This is a genomic window from Rhodoferax sp. GT1R46 (assembly GCF_056521285.1).
On record NZ_JBWMBC010000002.1, the window covers coordinates 497,428 to 515,393 of the forward strand.

23 protein-coding genes are annotated in these 17,966 nt (G+C 60.6%); 16 read left to right on the plus strand and 7 right to left on the minus strand.

The window, feature by feature from the left end; all coding sequences use genetic code 11:
* Positions 1–85 precede the first annotated feature (85 nt).
* Both AC097W_RS07745 and AC097W_RS07750 read left to right on the plus strand, forming a co-directional pair.
* Positions 86–1,192 carry an alkene reductase gene (locus tag AC097W_RS07745; RefSeq protein WP_479601910.1) on the plus strand — a complete coding sequence of 369 codons (1,107 nt, stop codon included), beginning with the start codon at positions 86–88 and terminating at the stop codon, positions 1,190–1,192.
* A 163-nt stretch (positions 1,193–1,355) separates the two neighbouring features.
* Positions 1,356–2,558 (plus strand): ABC transporter substrate-binding protein, encoded by a 1,203-nt coding sequence (locus AC097W_RS07750; RefSeq protein WP_479601911.1) that lies wholly within the window; start codon positions 1,356–1,358, stop codon positions 2,556–2,558.
* A 30-nt stretch (positions 2,559–2,588) separates the two neighbouring features.
* On the opposite strand, the gene AC097W_RS07755 is transcribed toward AC097W_RS07750, so the two are convergent.
* Positions 2,589–3,173, minus strand: a complete 585-nt coding sequence (locus AC097W_RS07755) for a hemerythrin domain-containing protein (RefSeq protein WP_479601912.1) — start codon at positions 3,171–3,173, stop codon at positions 2,589–2,591.
* A gap of 255 nt (positions 3,174–3,428) precedes the next feature.
* On the opposite strand from AC097W_RS07755, the gene AC097W_RS07760 reads away from it, so the two are divergent.
* From AC097W_RS07760 to AC097W_RS07770, 3 genes are read left to right on the plus strand one after another with little or no spacing between them, the layout of a single operon-like run.
* Entirely contained in the window at positions 3,429–3,749 is a 321-nt protein-coding gene (locus tag AC097W_RS07760) for an ElaB/YgaM/YqjD family protein (RefSeq protein ID WP_479601913.1), read from the plus strand.
* Positions 3,750–3,773: 24 nt separating this feature from the next.
* Complete coding sequence (locus AC097W_RS07765; protein WP_479601914.1) at positions 3,774–4,178, plus strand: phage holin family protein; 405 nt, start codon at positions 3,774–3,776, stop codon at positions 4,176–4,178.
* Positions 4,159–4,455, plus strand: a complete 297-nt coding sequence (locus AC097W_RS07770) for a YqjK family protein (RefSeq protein ID WP_479601915.1) — start codon at positions 4,159–4,161, stop codon at positions 4,453–4,455. Before AC097W_RS07765 ends, AC097W_RS07770 begins: the two co-directional genes overlap by 20 nt.
* Positions 4,456–4,458: 3 nt before the next feature.
* Here the strand turns inward: AC097W_RS07770 and AC097W_RS07775 are convergent, their stop codons facing one another.
* Entirely contained in the window at positions 4,459–6,699 is a 2,241-nt protein-coding gene (locus AC097W_RS07775) for a heavy metal translocating P-type ATPase (protein ID WP_479601916.1), read from the minus strand.
* A 123-nt stretch (positions 6,700–6,822) separates the two neighbouring features.
* On the opposite strand from AC097W_RS07775, the gene AC097W_RS07780 reads away from it, so the two are divergent.
* The 5 genes from AC097W_RS07780 to AC097W_RS07800 all read left to right on the plus strand — a co-directional run bounded on the left by AC097W_RS07780 (position 6,823) and on the right by AC097W_RS07800 (position 9,210).
* On the plus strand, positions 6,823–7,020 hold the full coding sequence (locus AC097W_RS07780) for a heavy-metal-associated domain-containing protein (RefSeq protein ID WP_479601917.1): 198 nt from the start codon (positions 6,823–6,825) through the stop codon (positions 7,018–7,020).
* A complete protein-coding gene (gene cueR / locus AC097W_RS07785) occupies positions 7,004–7,447 on the plus strand; it encodes a Cu(I)-responsive transcriptional regulator (RefSeq protein WP_479601918.1) in 444 nt (147 codons plus the stop codon). The genes AC097W_RS07780 and cueR overlap by 17 nt, the downstream gene beginning before the upstream one ends.
* The gene (locus AC097W_RS07790; protein ID WP_479601919.1) at positions 7,444–8,094 is read left to right on the plus strand and encodes a Crp/Fnr family transcriptional regulator; all 651 of its coding nucleotides are present in this window, start codon (positions 7,444–7,446) and stop codon (positions 8,092–8,094) included. The genes cueR and AC097W_RS07790 overlap by 4 nt, the downstream gene beginning before the upstream one ends.
* A gap of 100 nt (positions 8,095–8,194) precedes the next feature.
* Positions 8,195–8,383 carry a YgaP family membrane protein gene (locus tag AC097W_RS07795; RefSeq protein WP_479601920.1) on the plus strand — a complete coding sequence of 63 codons (189 nt, stop codon included), beginning with the start codon at positions 8,195–8,197 and terminating at the stop codon, positions 8,381–8,383.
* Between the two features lie 179 nt (positions 8,384–8,562).
* Positions 8,563–9,210 (plus strand): glycine zipper domain-containing protein, encoded by a 648-nt coding sequence (locus AC097W_RS07800; RefSeq protein WP_479601921.1) that lies wholly within the window; start codon positions 8,563–8,565, stop codon positions 9,208–9,210.
* A gap of 13 nt (positions 9,211–9,223) precedes the next feature.
* Here AC097W_RS07800 and AC097W_RS07805 read toward each other — a convergent pair whose 3' ends face one another.
* Positions 9,224–10,132, minus strand: coding sequence for a recombination-associated protein RdgC (locus AC097W_RS07805; RefSeq protein WP_479601922.1), 909 nt, complete (start codon positions 10,130–10,132; stop codon positions 9,224–9,226).
* A 190-nt stretch (positions 10,133–10,322) separates the two neighbouring features.
* On the opposite strand from AC097W_RS07805, the gene AC097W_RS07810 reads away from it, so the two are divergent.
* Complete coding sequence (locus AC097W_RS07810) at positions 10,323–10,862, plus strand: Spy/CpxP family protein refolding chaperone (RefSeq protein ID WP_479601923.1); 540 nt, start codon at positions 10,323–10,325, stop codon at positions 10,860–10,862.
* A gap of 6 nt (positions 10,863–10,868) precedes the next feature.
* Here the strand turns inward: AC097W_RS07810 and AC097W_RS07815 are convergent, their stop codons facing one another.
* On the minus strand, positions 10,869–11,234 hold the full coding sequence (locus tag AC097W_RS07815; protein ID WP_479601924.1) for a glutaredoxin domain-containing protein: 366 nt from the start codon (positions 11,232–11,234) through the stop codon (positions 10,869–10,871).
* Positions 11,235–11,361: 127 nt separating this feature from the next.
* Between AC097W_RS07815 and AC097W_RS07820 the strand changes: the two genes are divergently transcribed.
* A complete protein-coding gene (locus tag AC097W_RS07820) occupies positions 11,362–12,189 on the plus strand; it encodes a DUF2189 domain-containing protein (RefSeq protein WP_479601925.1) in 828 nt (275 codons plus the stop codon).
* Positions 12,189–12,398, plus strand: coding sequence for a DUF2788 domain-containing protein (locus AC097W_RS07825; RefSeq protein WP_479601926.1), 210 nt, complete (start codon positions 12,189–12,191; stop codon positions 12,396–12,398). The genes AC097W_RS07820 and AC097W_RS07825 overlap by 1 nt, the downstream gene beginning before the upstream one ends.
* 3 nt (positions 12,399–12,401) lie before the next feature.
* Here the strand turns inward: AC097W_RS07825 and AC097W_RS07830 are convergent, their stop codons facing one another.
* From AC097W_RS07830 to AC097W_RS07840, 3 genes are all read right to left on the minus strand, one after another.
* Positions 12,402–12,980, minus strand: a complete 579-nt coding sequence (locus AC097W_RS07830) for an NnrU family protein (protein ID WP_479601927.1) — start codon at positions 12,978–12,980, stop codon at positions 12,402–12,404.
* A gap of 13 nt (positions 12,981–12,993) precedes the next feature.
* Positions 12,994–14,547 carry a sensor domain-containing diguanylate cyclase gene (locus AC097W_RS07835; protein ID WP_479601928.1) on the minus strand — a complete coding sequence of 518 codons (1,554 nt, stop codon included), beginning with the start codon at positions 14,545–14,547 and terminating at the stop codon, positions 12,994–12,996.
* 101 nt (positions 14,548–14,648) lie between these two features.
* On the minus strand, positions 14,649–15,596 hold the full coding sequence (locus tag AC097W_RS07840; protein WP_479601929.1) for an alpha/beta fold hydrolase: 948 nt from the start codon (positions 15,594–15,596) through the stop codon (positions 14,649–14,651).
* Positions 15,597–16,051: 455 nt separating this feature from the next.
* Between AC097W_RS07840 and minC the strand changes: the two genes are divergently transcribed.
* The 3 genes from minC to minE are packed head-to-tail and all read left to right on the plus strand — an operon-like array spanning position 16,052 to position 17,934.
* Positions 16,052–16,834 (plus strand): septum site-determining protein MinC, encoded by a 783-nt coding sequence (gene minC, locus AC097W_RS07845; protein ID WP_479601930.1) that lies wholly within the window; start codon positions 16,052–16,054, stop codon positions 16,832–16,834.
* Positions 16,835–16,853: 19 nt separating this feature from the next.
* Positions 16,854–17,669, plus strand: coding sequence for a septum site-determining protein MinD (gene minD, locus AC097W_RS07850; protein ID WP_479601931.1), 816 nt, complete (start codon positions 16,854–16,856; stop codon positions 17,667–17,669).
* A gap of 4 nt (positions 17,670–17,673) precedes the next feature.
* A complete protein-coding gene (gene minE, locus AC097W_RS07855; RefSeq protein WP_479601932.1) occupies positions 17,674–17,934 on the plus strand; it encodes a cell division topological specificity factor MinE in 261 nt (86 codons plus the stop codon).
* Positions 17,935–17,966 lie beyond the last annotated feature (32 nt).

The window sequence follows — 17,966 nt, forward strand, 5'->3', positions numbered from 1 at the left end:
AAAAGGGCATCCTATTGAATCGATTGCCTTGCATTTTGCGGTATCAGCAGCAGATACAAACATCCACTATCAAAACACCTTTCCAATGACCACTTTGTTTGATCCCATCCAGGCCGGCCAACTGTCCCTGGCCAACCGTGTCGTCATGGCGCCGCTCACGCGCAACCGCGCGCCCGACGCCATCCCCACCGCACTCATGGCCGAGTACTACACCCAGCGTGCCACGGCAGGGCTGATCATTACCGAGGCCACCGCCATAAGCCACCAGGCACAGGGCTACTCGGACGTACCCGGGCTGTACGGAACGGAACAGCTCGACGGCTGGAAACAGGTTACCCATGATGTGCATGCCGCGGGCGGCAAGATTGTGGTGCAGCTCTGGCATGTGGGCCGCGTGTCGCACACCGACCTGCAGCCCGATGGTGGACGCCCGGTGGCTCCCTCGGCCATCGCCGCCAAAACCAAGACCGTGTTGATCAAAGACGGGGTCCCCGCCTTCGTGGACACCTCCATGCCCCGCGCGCTGACCGCCCGGGAGCTGCCCGACATCGTGCACACCTACCAGGCGGCCGCCCGCAACGCCGTGGATACCGCCGGCTTTGACGGCGTGGAAATCCACGGTGCCAATGGCTACCTGCTGGACCAGTTCCTCAAAAGCAATTCGAACCAGCGCACTGATGACTACGGTGGCAGCATGGAAAACCGGGCGCGATTGATGCTCGAAGTGACCCGCGCAGTCACCAGCGCCGTGGGCGGTGGACGCACCGGCATTCGTCTCTCCCCGGTGACGCCGGCCAACGACGTGCACGATTCCGATCCACAACCCCTGTTTGAGTATGTCGTGCGCGAGCTCGCGTCCCTGCAACTGGCCTACATCCATATCATCGAGGGCTCCACTGGCGGCCCACGCGAGTTGCCTGACCGCCCGTTCGACTACAACGCCCTGAAGACCGCCTACCGCGATGCCGGAGGCAAAGCGGCCTGGATGGTGAACAACGGATACGACAGGGAAAGCGCCGAGCAGGCCGTCCATGCCGGTGCCGACCTGGTTGCGTTCGGCCGCCCCTTCATTGCCAATCCGGATCTGGTGGAACGCCTGCGTCGCAATGCACCCCTCAATGCGCCCGACAAAACCACCTTCTACGGCGGTGGCGCCAAGGGTTACACCGACTATCCGGTGCTATCGAAATAATAGCTACTCGCGCACAATCGGCGGGGGCCAGGTGCCGATTTGGCATCAAACCTTCCGCCTGACGACTTGCTGACGAACGGGCATTCTTTCCGGATAAGCAGCCTTGCTCCGGCTCCGCTGCGTGCATAGACTGGAAGGCTTAAAACAAAGCTGGGCACAGACCATGCAAGACATGAAACGTTGGATCATCGCAATGGCGGGCGCGGCCACCTTGGCTATGGCACTGCCTGCGCTGGGGCAATCGGCGCCCAACCTGAAAATTGGGGTCATCGGTCCCTTCACTGGACCCTCCTCCGACTTCGGTCTGCAAATGCTGCAGGGCGTGCAGCTGGCGACGGACGAAATCAACGCAGTGGGCGGCTACATGGGTCGCCAACTGACGCTGGTGGTCAAGGACGATCAAGGCAACCCGGACGCCGGTCTCAAAGGCTCCCAGGAACTGGTGGCTGAAGGCGTAGCCGCCACACTGGGCTTCTGCAATACCGGCGTGGCACAGAAGTCACTGGAAGTGTTTCAGAACGCCAAGTTGCCACTCATCATTCCGTGCGCCACGGGCACGCCGCTGACGGCCAAGTTCCCGGCACCTGCCAGCTACATCTTCCGCACCTCGGCGCGCGACTCCATTCAGGCCCCGTTCGTGGTGGACGATATCCTCGCACGCGGCTGGACCAAAGTGGCCATTTTTGCCGACACCACCGGCTATGGTGAGGCGGGCCTGAAGGACGTCGAAGCCGCACTCGCCGCCAAAGGAATGAAAGCGGTCTACGTGGCGCGTTTTGCGCTAGGCGTAAAAGACCTGCGGGAGCCGTTGCAGGCCGCGCGTGATGCGGGTGCAGACGTGGTGTTCAGCTACACCGTGGGCACCGAGAATGCCGTGATCGCCAATGGCCGCAAAGAGTTGAAGTGGAAAGTGCCCCAAGTGGGGCCCTGGACACTCTCGTTCCCATTCTTCCTCAATGGCGCCAAAGATGGGGCAGAGGGCGCACTGATGGTACAAACCTTCATCGGCGAGCCCAGCAACGAACGCCGCGCAGCGTTTTTGACGGCGTACAAGCGCAAGTTCAACAAGCCCATGGCGGTGCCTATGGCGGCCGCGCAGGCATACGACAGCACCTACCTGCTGGCGTTTGCGATGTTCAGCATTCGCGATGGCAACCTCTCTGGCGCTCCCATCAAGGCGGCGCTGGAGAACATCACGCGCGTGTACTACGGGGTCGTGGGAACCTATGACCACCCGTTCACCCTGGACGACAAGGACGCCATCACCCAGAACATGCTGGTCATGGGCAAAGTACAAAACGGCAAAGTTACGTTCGCGCACCCCGAGGATGCGAAACGCAACCTGGTTGTTCAACGCAAGAAATAAACCACCCCGGACGACAGCGCCTCAACCGGGTCAGGCGTCACCCAGCCCGATAGGGGCAGGTGCCTTCATCACAATGCGGGTAAACAACCGGTCGTAGGCGGGGTCAGGCGGATATTTGCCAGTCAACGGGTCGCAGTTTTTCTCAAAGGCCGAGTCCAGCTCCGTCCAGTCCGCTTCGGACAGCACCTTTTCAGCCTCGGGGAGGATCACCGTTTCTTCCAGGCGCATGTGGTCCTGGTAGAAGGTCACATAGCGACTGCACTGCTCCGCAAAAGGCGCCCTGCGGGACTCGCCCAACAACTCCCACGCAAGCAACAAATGCTGCAACTCCCGCACCGCCTTTTCGCCGTTCATGTGGTCCCGGTCCAGATGCGCCACGGCCTCGGCCAGCCCGGGTGCAGCGCGGAGCACGCGCGGAAACAGCAACTCGGTCTCTTTGGTGTGGTGCAACCGCTCCGGAAACTCGTCGATGTAGAACAGCATGGCACGCAGCACGTCAAAGAACTGCTGTGGGTTGTCGCCCGGGCCTCTCTCCACCATCATGCGCATGGATTGCAGCATGGCGGCGAGCGACGCGTGCTCGTCACGGATGATTTGCAGACTGGTATGTTTCATGGCGGTCTCCGTAATATTTCTTTGAATGAAGACCCAAGAATGCCCACGCGCAGCCTTCCAGGCCATGACACAGGTCAAGTTGTTGGCAATTAATCCCGAGCAGCGAAGCACCCGGAACGCCGGTGTGGGCATGTCGCAGACAAGAAAACGAGCCCCAATGTCGATTTGATCAATTTTTTTTGGCGAAAAAAATCCGAGAATTCACCCCACTGCCACATCTTCTGGCGACTCTTTTTTTGCAATGAAAGGTACACCATGCCCGAATTCACAGCCGCTGCCATGCGTTCCCAGGAAACACTGGTGAACGACATCAAATCCATCATCACCGATGCCGAGGACATACTCCATGCCACGGCGGACCAGACCGGCGAAAAAATCGCGAGTCTGCGCGCCCGCGTTCAAAACCGCCTCAAGGATGCCAAAACCCGGCTGGTTGCGGCGGAAGCCGTGCTGGTAGACAAGACGCGGGCCGCGGCCCGGGCTACCGATGCCTACGTACACGAATCTCCTTGGCAGGCCGTGGGCGTGGGCGTCGGGGTCGGGTTCCTGTTGGGATTTATCCTGGGCCGTCGCTAGGCTCTTGCTCTGGATATAACCCGCATGAGTGACCCCTCGGCCCGCCCGGGCGCTTTTGGCGCCGCCCGGGCTCAAATCGTCACCCTTCTGGCGTTGTTACAAACACGGCTGGAATTGCTGGGCAATGAAATCGAAACGGGTCGGCTCAACGCGATGCGCCAGTTCGTGCTGTCGCAGGCGCTCCTGTTCTGTGCTGCATTGGCTGTGCTGCTGACGGTTGCCGGCCTGGCGCTCGTATTCTGGGAACAGCGCGTAATCGTGGTGGCAATTGCAGGTGCGCTGGCGTGGGCGCTTGCCGTGTACTTTTATATCGCCATGCGCCAAAGTGCCGAGAAAAAGGATCACCTGTTTGCCTCCAGCCTGGCCGAATTGCAGGAAGACCTGCGCCAACTCAAAGCCGCAACGGGCCATGGACCAGCGGCTGATTGAACTCCATGTGCAGCGCGGGCGCCTGCACGAGCGCATCGGCGCGCAACGCGCCCAACTGGCACGCGAGCTGGCTCCCTTGACCAACACCCTGCACGCGCTTGACCGCGCGCAAGCGGGCTACCACCGAGTGCGGGCATGGATGGCAGAGCATCCGGTGGCCGCTACCGCAATTGTCGTGGCACTGGTCGTGTGGCGGCCGCGTGCGATCGTACGGTCTCTGCGCTGGGGGCTTTCAGCCTGGCGCCGCTGGCACCATGTGCGCAGCTGGATGCCTTAGCTTTCAAGCACCCGGCGGTTTCCAGCGCTTGAGCAACAGTGCGTTACTCATGACACTCACCGAGCTCATCGCCATGGCCGCACCGGCCACCACCGGGTTCAAAAAGCCCAAAGCCGCCAGGGGAATACCCGCCACGTTGTAGGCAAAGGCCCAGAACAGGTTTTGCCGGATTTTCGCTACGGTCCGGTCCGAAATATCCAGCGCCGCGGCCACCAGCGCCACGTCACCGCGCATCAGCGTGATACCCGCTGCGTGCATGGCCACGTCCGTGCCGTTGCCCATGGCAAGGCCCACATCGGCGGCAGCCAGCGCGGGGGCATCATTCACACCATCACCCACCATGGCCACCACGTGCCCGCCTTCTTTCAGTTTCGCCAAATGCGCGGCCTTGTCGCCCGGTAGCACTTCTGCCATGACCTCGCCGTCTTCCGGGCGCAGCCCCAGGCGTCGCGCCATGGCTTCTGCCGCACCCCGGTTATCCCCGGAAATCATCACGGTCTTGATGCCGCGTGCCCGCAACGCCGCCAGCGCCTCCTTGGCGCCGGGCTTGGGCTCATCACCAAAAGCCATGAGGGCTCGCAAGGTGAGGCCGGCGGTGGTGCGCTCGGCCATGGCCGATACCGTCGCGCCCTGTGCCTGCAACTCGGCAGACCGGGCTGCCAGCGCACCCAGCGAAACGCCCAGCTCGTCCATCCAGCGCAGGCTGCCAATCAGGTAGCTCTTCACCCCGACCTCTCCTTCGCTGCCCCGACCGGGCACGGCGCGCACGTTGTCGGGCGCCTCAAACACAAGGTCCTTTTCCTTGGCCGCCGCCAAGGTCGCGCGGGCCAGCGGGTGCTCGCTGCCGCTCTGTAGACTGGCGGCGATGCGCAGGGCCACATCCTCACTCAAGGCCTCGGCTCCCGCGGCGCTATCGGCAAGCACCAGCGCAGTCAACCGGGGCTGGCCCAGCGTCAGGGTACCGGTCTTGTCAAAGGCCACGATGTCCACCTTGTGCGCCAACTCCAGTGCCTGCGCATCCTTGATCAAAATGCCGTATTTCGCCGCCACGCCGGTGCCCGCCATGATGGCCGCGGGCGTGGCCAGCCCCAAGGCGCAGGGGCAGGCAATCACCAACACCGCCACGGCATGGATCACCGCCGTCTCGAACGCATGGCCGGTCAGCCACCAGCCCAACAGCGTCACGATGGCCAGCACCAGTACCACGGGCACAAACACGGCGCTGACCTGGTCCACCAGGCGCTGGATCGGCGCCTTGGCCGCCTGTGCATCTTCTACAAGGCGGATGATGCGCGACAGCACCGTCTCGCTGCCCACCGCGCCCACCTGCAGCACCACACGGCCCTCGCCGTTGATGGAGCCACCGGTGAGCTTGTCGCCGGCATCCTTGGCCACCGGCAGAGGCTCGCCCGTCAGCATCGATTCATCCACCTGCGTATGCCCTTCCAGCAGCGTGCCATCCACCGGAAAGCGCTCGCCGGGCTTGACCACCAAGCGGTCGCCCACCAGAACTTCGGCCACCGGCACATCCACCTCACCATCCAGTCCAATCAAGTGCGCCACATCGGGCCGCAGCGCGTGCAGGGCACGAATCGCCGCCGTGGTCTGGCGCTTGGCGCGGGTCTCCAGCCATTTGCCGAGCAGCACGAGGGTGATCACCACCGCCGAGCCTTCAAAGTACAGGTGCACCATGGCACCCGGCTCGGCCGTAAGCCACAACCACATCGACAGCAACCAGCCCGCCGTGGTACCGATGGATACCAGCAAATCCATATTGCCGGTGAACGCTTTCAGGGCATGCCAGCCAGCCTTGTAAAAACGCGCGCCCAAAATGAACTGCACCGGCGTCGCCAGTGCAAACTGCATCCATGCGGCAAGCATCCAGTGCTGGCCAAACAGGTCACCAATCATGGGCAGCACCAGCGGGGCCGACAGCAGCAGGCCAATAGCCACCGGCCCAAAGCCCGCCCAGGGCGAGGCGTCTTCCACGGCGTCCATTTGCTCAGGGCTGCGCGGCTCGTAACCGGCATCGCGCACCGCACGGCGCAACCGAGCCTCCATCTGTTCGCCACCGGCGAAGGTGATGCGGGCCGACTCGGTTGCCAGGTTGACAGTGGCGTCGGTCACGCCGGGTACTTTTTTCAGCGCTTTTTCCACGCGGCCTACGCAGGACGCGCACGTCATGCCGCCAATACCAATGTCGAGTGCCGGAGCGTGGGGCGCCGTGTTGATTGCAGTAGTCATGGGGTGTAGCCTAATCGTTCCCACCGTGGCAAGGTCAAGACGTACTTGACTCTCCCGCCGTGGCAAGGTTCAGACTATGCTCTTGAACTCACTACTTAACCACCACTACCACAAGGATTTCTCATGAACCAGACCTTCACTGTTACCGGCATGACCTGCGGTCACTGCGAAAAAGCCGTCACCCGCGCGGTCAAACAGATTGATCCGCAAGCGGAGGTCAAAATCGACCGTGCACAGAATCTGGTGCAGGTCGAGTCCACACAGGCCCGTGACGCGCTGGCCAAAGCCATCGCCGAAGAAGGCTATGCCGTCGCGGCCTGACACGCAGGGCGCAGGAGCCAGCGTCACCATCGGCGAAGCCGCCCGACAGTCCGGCGTGTCGGCCAAGATGCTGCGCCACTACGAATCGCTGGGACTGCTGGCCAATGTAGCCCGCACGGACAGCGGCTACCGCCTCTACACCGCGGCCGACGTGCATACGCTGCGCTTCATCAAGCGCAGCCGGGATCTGGGATTTTCGATGCTGGAGATTGCAGAACTGGTGAACCTGTGGCAAAACCACAGCCGCGCCAGCGCAAGCGTCAAGCAAATCGCGCAAAAGCACCTGGAAAGTCTGGCGCAACGCATTGAGGGCATGCAGGCCATGCAGCGCTCGTTGCAAACGCTGCTGCAACACTGCCACGGCGACGACCGGCCCGACTGCCCGATTCTGGATGACCTCTCCGGGGTCTCCAAACGGCTTCCATGATCGACCCCGCCCATTTGTATCCTGCCTTGGGACAGGTTGTTCCCACGCTGGCGGACGCGGGCCCCTGCGCCGCCCCCATGACCGTACCCGCAGGAACGGTTCTGTTCGATGAAAACGCACCGTGCCAGGGCTTCCCGATGGTGCTGGAGGGTGAAGTCAAGGTATCGCGCCACTCCAGCGACGGCCGCTCGCTGGAGCTGTACCGCGTCGTCCCCGGCGAGCTGTGCCTGGTCTCCAGCGCCAGCCTGTTTCGCAGCGCCCCGCTGTCGGCCCACGGCATCACCACCCGCCCGACCACATTGCTGCTGATTCCACCGACTGTTTTCAGGCAATGGCTCGAAACACCGGCGTTTCGCAATGGTGTGCTGGGGCTTTTCGCGGAGCGCATGGCCGACCTCACTGGCCTCATCGATGCGGTCGCCTTCCAGCGACTGGACCAGCGTCTGGCCGCGGCCCTGCTGGGCCGTGGGCAGAACCTGTCACTGACCCACCAGGACCTGGCGGATGAACTGGGTACGGTGCGCGAGATCGTTTCCCGCCTGCTGCGCCGCTTTGAGCGGGAAGGCTGGGTCGAACTGTCACGTGAACGCATCCACATCCACAACAGCACGGCCCTGCGCGCCGTCGCGGCGGCCCTGCCAGCCTGAGCCCGGTTACCTGGGCTTGACTGTGTGACCCAAGTCACAGACCATCCGGTAGCCAACGCGTCCAATACCTCCATCAACCACTTATATCCAGGAGTCAATCATGAAAACCAATGAAGGCACTATCGATCGGGCCATGCGTGTCATCGCGGGACTCGTCCTGATCGGGCTTACGCTCACCGGCAATATCGGCGTTTGGGGCTGGATTGGCATTGTTCCGCTGGCCACTGGCGCACTGGGCTGGTGCCCTCTGTACAGCATGCTGGGCCTCAACACCTGTCCGATGAAGTGATAGGGGCTTTTCGCAAATGCTATTATTTTGATAGCTACTTGCGCATATGAAACGGGGGCTACGGCCCCTTTTTGCGTTTATGTAAGGCATTGTTACGCGCGTCATCGCCAGGCAGCCGCTTGCGTTAAAGGGTGACAAACCGCTACGTTTAGTGGTACGGGCTCAGGCCCAACCAAACCATGGCAGCTTCACGCTCACGCATTCTTCTGACCCCGGCGCCTGCGCAAACCGCACACCGTGTTGGTACTTTGGTATCCCTGCTGGCCCTCACGGCAGGCCTCCTGGCGCTGGCGCCGTCCGCACGGGCAGACGATATGAACACCATCCTGGGTGGTGGTGTGGGCGCGGCGGCCGGTGCGGTGCTGGGTCAATCCATGGGCGGCAGACAGGGCGCCGTCATCGGCGGAGCCCTGGGTGGTGCCACCGGTGCCGCCGTCACCACCCGGGGTTCAGGCCAAAACGGCGCCATTATTGGTGGTGCAGTGGGTGGCGCGGCCGGTGCGGCCGTTGGCGGCTCTGCGGGCGGGCGCAATGGCGCCATATTGGGCGCGGGTGTGGGCGGTGCCGCCGGTGCCACTATTGGCAAAGGTGTGACGCAACAGCGGAGCGGCGGCTACGCCGAGGCGCGAGACCCGCGCTACCAGACCACCTACCGTCCTGAGCCCGTATATGTGCGTCAAGGCTACGAACGCCCTGGCTACGACTATGGACGTGACGACCGACACGGATGGCGGGATGACCGCCGCCATGACAATGGCCACCATTACGGTCACGGCAAGCACCACGACCGGGGCGATGAGCGCGGCCGTGATGGCTACCGCGACTAGGTCCTAACGTTCCTCAGGTGGCGGCCATTTCGCCACCGAGGGCTTCCAGCAAATCCGGAATCAGCTTGCGCAGCTCACCTGTGGCAATGGCCACATCGGCATCAAAATTGTCGTCCTTGGTATCCCCCGGGGACGCTGCATTGCCTTCAAACACCGTCTCCAGAAACGCGATCTTCTTGAGCTGAAGCGCCTCGGTCAGCACGAACGACACCCGGTCTTCCCAGGTCAGCGCCAGGCGCGTGGGCACTTTGCCCATGGCGATGTGCTGGCAGACCTCATCGGTATCCAGCGCGTGGCGGGTGTAGCGCACCACCGCCTTGGACTCGTCGGACGCCTTGAGCTCGCACTCTCGGTCCACGCTGAAACCGGGCGGCGCTTCCTTGGTGGATAGCCAGGTCGACATGGCCGCTGCGGGCGAAACCTGGGTGTTGATCAACTGCACGGCCAGGCCGTCGATGGCCTTGACCAGCCAGGTGGTTACCTCGTCGGCCTTGGCCTGGCTGCCTGCATCGGTCAACAACAAACCGGCAGCCGGGTCCACCCACACCTGCACGCTCGACTGCTTGGTAAACGCCATCGGCAACAGCGCCAGCCGGGCATCATCAGTAAGCTCTTTTTTCTCTTTCTTGCCGGGCTTGCGCCCCGTGGTGGCCTCAATGTGATCGAGCTGGTCCTGCACCTTGCGCTTGACCACCGAACCGGGAACCACCTTGACTTCCATCATCAGCTTCAGCAGCCACTGCCCGCCCACGACTTCTACCAGCGGGCCATTGGCGTGGCCACGGGGTTCCAGCCAGCCGACGGATTTTTCCTGCGAGGCACCGCACTCCACAAAGCGTGCGGTCTCCAGCGCGCCTTCCAGCGTCGCCACCTCGGTTGGCCAGGCGGACACGACGCGGTACATCATCAAATTCTTGAACACTTGCTTGCCTTTTGCTAATGGTTTTCTTGGGGTTGAGGACTGTATTGTCAACGCAGGGCGAAGCGTCTTTTTTCACGCAACTTTACAAAGCCTCATACAGGCGCAATAGGTCCGATACACAAGGCGCCCACACTTGCATCCAAGCCTGAACGCGATTCCCGCCTCAGACCCCACCCTAAAAGGAAGTTACATGAAACCCGTATTCAAATCCCTCATCGTTGCAGGCTTGCTGGCTACGGCCGGACTGGCTGCTTTCTCCCAGCCCATGATGGGCGGCGCTGGCCCCATGGGCTATGAAGGCGGCATGGGCATGCACGGACGGCAAGACCCCGCCAAAATGGAAGCCTGGATGGCCAAGCGCAGCACCGAACTCAAAGCCAAACTCAAAATCACCGCCGCACAGGAAGGTGCCTGGACCGCATTCACCGCGGCCATGAAGCCACCCGTTGGCATGCTGGAAAACCGTGCGGATCGCGCCGAGCTCGACAAGCTCACCACACCCGAGCGGATTGACAAAATGCACGCCCTGCGCACCCAGCGCATGGCCGACATGAGTACCGCCATGGACAAGCGCGAAGAAGCCACTAAAACCTTCTATGCCACGCTGAGCGCCGAGCAGAAAAAGACGTTTGATGCCGAGCACGCCCGCATGGGCGGCTACCGTGGTGAGCACCACCGCGGTTGGGGTCGTGGCGACAGCAGCAGCACCGAAAAGCCCGCTGCCAAGTAAGTAAGGTCAGGCCAGCAGCGTCTTGAGTTCGCCGCTGGCTATCAGTTTCTTCACATCGTCAGCACCCCCGACCAGGGTGCCTTTGACAAACACCATGGGAAATGTGGGCCAGCCGGTCCACATTTTCAGTGCGTTGCGCTCGCGCCAGGTGTTCAGGTAGCTGCCGTAGTCCAGGTCATGGTGCGCAACACCGGCGGCGTCCAGCAGCTTGCGGGCTTTTTTGGGAAACGGATTAAGCCCCATTCCGACCACCACGACCGCATGCTTGGCCACGGCCGCCTGCACTTCTTTCACAATCGCCTGCTGGTGATTGGCCACCCGCTCGCGGATGGCGGGGTGGATACTGAATTCGCTGAGAACGGGACGCGGCATAAGGTGCCTCCTGATAAATCAAAGTGTCCATTATGGGCAGACACCGTAAAAACCCGCCCTCTTGATTGAGATCAAGGCGATATAGTGGTTCACGACCTACACTGCGCTGCGGAAACGCCCACTATCCATGTCAAACAACTCCGCGACTCTCCCTACAGTGCGCACCGTCACTCTCATGCACCCGCTGATCTGGCTGGTAATGGGCGCACGCGATACGGTCCGCGCAGGGTGGATCAGCCTTGCACATGGCCTGGTTCTGGCGATCGGCGGTGCAGTCATCGTTGCCATGGCACACGACCGGTTCTGGTTGCTCTCCGGGGCCCTGTCCGGCTTTCTGGTGATTGCGCCAGTGCTGGCCACCAGCCTGTACGCCCTGAGCCGCGCCCTGGAGCGCAATGAGGAGGCCAATTCCAGCGTGGTCGTCAAAACCTGGCTCAACTGGCAGAACAGCCACTTCAACAAGTGGGGCAACGACTACTGGTGCATGGTGCAATTTGGTGCCCTGCTGGCGTTGGCCGCCACTGGTTGGGTGTTGACCTCGGCCGCCCTCATCACCCTGCTGGCACCTGCGCCCATTCACACGCCGCTGGACTTTGTGCACCACGTCGTGCTGGCCCGAAACGGATACCTGTTTGAACTGTGGCTGGCCCTGGGCGGCGTCATGGCTGCACCCCTTTTTGCCTCCAGCGCCGTGGCCATGCCCTTGCTGCTGGACCGGCGTGTCACGCTGATGCAAGCCGTGCTGACCAGCTGGAAAACCGTATTGACCAACCCGATCCCTATGGGCCTGTGGGCTGCGATCATCATGATTTTTACCTTGCTGGGATTGGGCTCACTGCTGCTGGGGCTGATTCCCGTCATCCCGATGCTGGGCCATGCCAGTTGGCATGCTTACCGTGATCTGGTGGATGCGTCTTCCCTGCCCGCGCGCGAAACCCTGGACGGAAAACGCTGATGTTTGGATACTCGGAAGAACAGATTGCGGGCTTTGGCCTCACCTTCGGGGTGGGCGGCTTCATGCTCTACATGCTGTTCATTATTGGCCACCTGGCTTGGGAATCCAAGGCCGGGAAATTCGGCACATTTGTGATTTTTCTCGGGCTGGCATTCGGAATGGTGGGCTTTGTAGCGAAGTTTGCCATCCAGTGGTATCTCGACCGGTAGACTTCATCCAAACGGCCGGATGCCAATGAGCAGGCCGTGCAGTAAAAACGCAAAAGCGCCCCAGGCACCCAAGCCCACCAATACCGTCGTTACCGTTCCGGTCGATGTACCCGCCGGGTAGACCGTACCGTTGATGCGGTCACGTCGGCGCGCCGCGATGAAGTCCAGCACACCCCAGGCCAGAAACGAGCCAAAAAGCAGCACATGGGCCACGCTTCCGGTGGCCAGCAAATGCGCCAGTGCCCACGCCTTGACGCCCAGCACCATGGGGTGGTGCAGACGCGCCTTGATGGCGTTACGCGGCACATAGGCGGCTGCCAGCAACACAAATGCAACCAGCGTCAGTAACGAGGCAGCGTGGCGCATGCCCACCGGCGGTATCCACAGCATGACCGGCTTTTCACGCGCCAATCCGAAGCCCCAGACGATGAGCGCAAAGCCCAGCAAGGACAGCAGGGAATACACACTTTTGTAGGCCATCTCGCCCGAGCGCTCCAGCATGTGTGTGCGCCAGCCATCGGCCACGATTCGCACCGAATGCACGCCAAGAAAGAGGATGAGTCCGAAAATCAAATATTGCATGGTGGTATTCCCTTCAGGCGCCCAGCACCCGGTTTTTGCCCGCGCGCTTGGCCAGATACATCGCCTGATCGGCCCGCTTGATGGCATCGGCCCCCGACTCATTGGCCACGAGTTGTGCCACACCTGCGCTGAACGTGATCAGCACTTTTTCTGCTCCGGACAGGAAGAATTTTTTGGTCAGCTCACGCTGCAGACGGGTCATCGCCTCAATGCCCTTGTCCAGTGGCGTGTCAGGCAACAGGATCACGAATTCTTCCCCGCCATAGCGGGCCAGAGTGTCCTGCGGCCGCATGCACCCGCGCGCCACCGTCGCCAGGTGGGTCAAAGCCGCATCCCCCGTCGCATGCCCCAGTGTGTCATTGAGCTTCTTGAAGTTATCGATGTCCAGCAAAGCCATGCACAGCGGGGACTCTTTGCGACGCACGCTGGACAGCTCGCGGTCCAGCGCTTCATCCAGACCTTTGCGGTTGAGCGCGCCGGTCAGTGTGTCGTGACGCGCCTGGGTACTGACCCGGTCCAGCTCCTGGTGCAGTTTAGTGAGCTCGGCATCGGTATGGCTGGCGCGCTCCCGCATGGCCTGCAGCTCGTCGCTGGTCGACTGACTTTGATGGGCCATATGGCGCGTAGCCCCCACGACTTCCTTGAGCACCGGCGCAATTTCTGCCATGGTCTTGGCCTGCTCGATCTGGCGGGCATTTTCTTCGAGCTTTTCGTGAAAACTGCCGGTGGACCGGGCCATGTCAGACAGCCGGTCAATAAACGTGGCCAGCATCTGGCGCATCTCTTCCTGGGCCAGAAGCGCGCGCTCCTTGGCTTCTTTTTGCTTGAAAATAACGTCCTTCAAACGGCTGGCCACATCGTCCAGGCGTCGCAGCGACAAAGGCGGTGTGGAGGCGGTCATCAAGGCATCCATCTGCCCTTTCATCCATTGCTCTTCCAGACTCAACTCGCCAATATTCTCAAACACCATGTGCAGCAGGTTGAGCAGTGTTTTCTTGATCTCGGCCTGGTCTTCTGCGGCAAAAGACAGGCGGTGGCTGTAATTGGCCAGCATCAGCTTGACAGAAGCCACATCGGCACCGGGCTCGCGCAAGGCCTTGAGCAAACTGTCCGTCTGCTCGGCGAAGCGGGGGTCATCCGTTCCCAGCGCGGGCTGTGCATGTTCAATCAGCCGGCCAATCTGGGCCAAAAATTCAGTCGTTAATGCGGGGGCGCTGGCGCCGTTAACCGGCGTGCCGGCCAAGGCAGCGACCGGTGAACCGCCAGGGCCGCTATCGGTGAGCGGAACAAATCCGCCATAGGCTACCAATGCCGTCTTAACGCCCTCCCAATTCAGGCGGTCAATCGCGTATTCCATCAGACTGCGCTGCTTTTGCTGGCCTGGCGTTTTTGCAGGCAACGCTTTGGCGATGTCGCGCAAGGCATCCGCCGGGAACAGCGGCGCCTGAGGAATGCCCGCTATTTCGTTGTAGAGCGTCTGGTAGTTGATGGGGGTCGGGGGCAGCTTTCGAACGGTCAGCTGCTTCAGCGTTTCACGCGCGATTTCAAACGGTTTCTTTTCACTCATCACCACAGTACCTGCTATACATTTAATAGCTGCTTACGCAGTATTTACGGGGGCTAAAGCCTTATTTAACCACTAAATTGTGAAACAGAGCTACCCGGCATTCATGGCAACGCCAGGAACACCTTGAACGCATCCACGGTTCGTTGGGCGTCTTCCTCATGGGGAACATGGCCCAGGTCCGCAAACACCACCAGTCTGGAGCCGGCAATATCGGCCTCAAACCGCTGGGCGTTCTGGGGTGGAATCAAGCGGTCTTTGGCACCCCAGAGTATGAGCGTGGGTACCTTCAGGGTCTTGATTGTGGCCTCGTCACTGCTCAGTACCTGCTCAAACCGCTTGCCCAACGCCTGACGGTTCCCGGCACGCAAGGCCATGTCGTAGTAACGATCCACCAACTCGGGCGTTACCCTGGACGGATCGCCATACACATTGCGCAGACTGCTCTGAACCACGCCGCGCGGCAATACCTGCCTCATCACCTCGCGCAACCCCGGTGTTCGCGCAAGCCAAAAACCAAGGGGCACCGACTTCGACTTGAACGAATAACCCGCTGCGTCAATGAGCACCAGCTTGCTGACCCGCTGGGGCATGGCTGCAGCCGTCTCCCATGCGATCTGGCCACCCAGTGAATTACCCGCCAGCACAAAGGTTTTGACGCCCAGCGTATCCATGACGGCACCGACAAAGCGCACATAAGCGGCCATCGAATAGTCGTTTTGCGGGTCTGGCCCGGTCAAACCGAAGCCCGGCAAGTCAAAGCGAATTACCCGGCGCTGGCCCGTCAGACTGTGTGCCCAGCCATCCCAGGTGTGCAAACTTGCCGATGTTCCATGTAACAAAACAATGGGCATGGGGTCGCTCCTTGGACCCTCATCGCGCACATGCACCTGCATTCCATTGACCGCCACAAACCGCGATGGAGCCTGTGCCCAGCGTATGGACAACTGCTCAACCGATTGATCAGGCGCCCAGGTGGCGATCACGCCCGCCACCGCAAAAACCAGACATGCAACCAAAAGCACGACAAAGAGGCGGAGAATGAGTTTCATGGCTCTGGACTCTACACGCGTCTTTTCGGACTTTGTCAAAGAATAACTCTGTGCATAGTTCTGGCATAAGACACTAGTTATCCACAGGATTCGTCAAAAGGTCAAAGTTGTTCATTTAAGCGGTACACCACCGACGCAGGGTGGCGCACAGGGGTCAAGCATACGCAAGTACATGATCCATAAGGAATTAATGGACTTATCCACAGTTTTCTGCACCCTCTATCTACTACTACTATCTTATAAATAAGAAAATAAGAGATAGAGAGCAACAAGCCTTCTTCCGAAAAAAAAATTGTGGCGGGTGTTGCATCGCGACTCGACGGGAAAAGAAGCAGCCAGCACCGCGTGTTTCTTCGCCGCAATCAAGTAAGATTTGCGGATACCCGGAGCACCGTCATGGCATTTACTGTCATCTTGCTGATCCCTATCTGTCCTTTCCTGCCCTTTTTTCCTTCATGCCATCCCCTCAAGCAGGTTCTTCCACCGGCCCAGTGCCTGCATCGTTTGAAATCAAAAGCGCACAGTTGCCTCTGGTGGCAATGCTGCTGAAAACCAGCGACTGGAATGTGCTGACGGCGGATTTGTTGCGCCAACATGGTCCCGACGGCGAAAGCCCTGATTTTTTTGACCACGACGCGTTGGTGATTGATTTTTCGCAGCTGGATGCGCAAACGCCGGTTTCCGACATCGTGCCTTTGCTCAAGGTGCTTCGTTTGTGTCATCTGATTCCGGTTGCCATGCGGGGTGCAAGCCCCGACTGGATGGCGGCGGGTCTGGCGGTGGGCCTGGTGGAAGCCCCAGTCGAAATCCACCGGGCGCGGTCGGCTGCTGCGGTTACCGTGCAGGAAGTGGAACGGGAGGTCGTTCGCGAAGTGGTTCGTGAGGTTGCGGGTCCGACCACCATGGTGGTGGACAAACCCTTGCGATCCGGTCAGAAAATCTATGCGCGTGGTGGCGATCTGGTCGTGCTGGCCATGGTCAACCAGGGCGCAGAGGTGGTGGCGGATGGCAATATCCATGTCTATGCCCCGCTACGGGGAAAAGCCATGGCCGGTGCGCGTGGCAACACCAACGCCCGGATTTTTTCCCTGTGTCTGGAACCTGAATTGATTTCCATCGCCGGTGTGTACCGCACCAGCGAAAACCCTTTGGCACCGGAGGTGCGCGGCAAGGCGGCCCAAGTCCGCCTGAGCAACGACGGGCAGGACAAACTGCTCATTGAAGCTTTGAAAACCTGATTAGAAAGAAGTCTTATTTATGGCAAAAATCATTGTGATTACGTCTGGCAAAGGCGGCGTTGGCAAGACCACCACCAGCGCCAGTTTTGCAACCGGACTGGCCCTGCGCGGCCACAAAACTGCGGTGATCGACTTTGACGTGGGCTTGCGCAATCTGGACTTGATCATGGGTTGCGAGCGCCGCGTGGTGTACGACCTGATCAACGTCATCCAGGGAGAGGCCAACCTCAATCAGGCCCTCATCAAGGACAAGCAGTGCGACAACCTGTTTGTGCTGGCTGCCTCCCAAACCCGCGACAAAGATGCATTGACGCAAGAAGGCGTTGAAAAAGTGCTGAATGACCTGGGTGCGATGGACTTTGAATACATCGTTTGCGACTCCCCTGCCGGTATTGAAACCGGTGCTTTGATGGCCATGCACTTTGCCGATGAAGCGCTGGTGGTGACCAACCCCGAAGTGTCCTCGGTACGCGACTCAGACCGCATTCTGGGCATGCTGGCCAGCAAGACCAAGCGTGCCATCGAAGGCTTGGACCCGATCAAGGAGCATTTGCTCATTACCCGCTACAACCCGGCGCGTGTGGACCAGGGCCAGATGCTCTCGCTGGACGACATTCAGGACATTTTGCGCATCAAGCTCATCGGGGTCATCCCCGAGAGCGAATCGGTGCTGCAGGCGTCGAACCAGGGCGTTCCTGCGGTGCATATGCAGGGCAGCGACGTGTCAGAAGCCTACAAGGACGTAATTGACCGGTTTTTGGGCGACGAGAAGCCCATGCGCTTCACCGAAGCCCCCAAACAAGGGTTGCTGAAGCGTCTCTTTGGAGGGAAATAAGACCATGTCCATTTTCTCTTTTCTGCTCGGCGAGAAAAAGAAAACCGCCAGTGTTGCCAAAGAGCGTCTGCAAATCATTCTGGCGCACGAACGCAGCGGGCGTAATGCGGCTGAGCCGGATTACCTGCCGGCATTGCAGGCGGAGCTGGTCGCGGTGATTTGCAAGTACATCAAGATCGACCCCAAGGACATCAAGTTGAATCTGGAGCGCCAGGACAACCTGGAGGTTCTGGAAGTCAAGATCGAACTGCCGGACGCACGGTAGACCGTTCGGACAGAGCACCGCGATAAGACAAA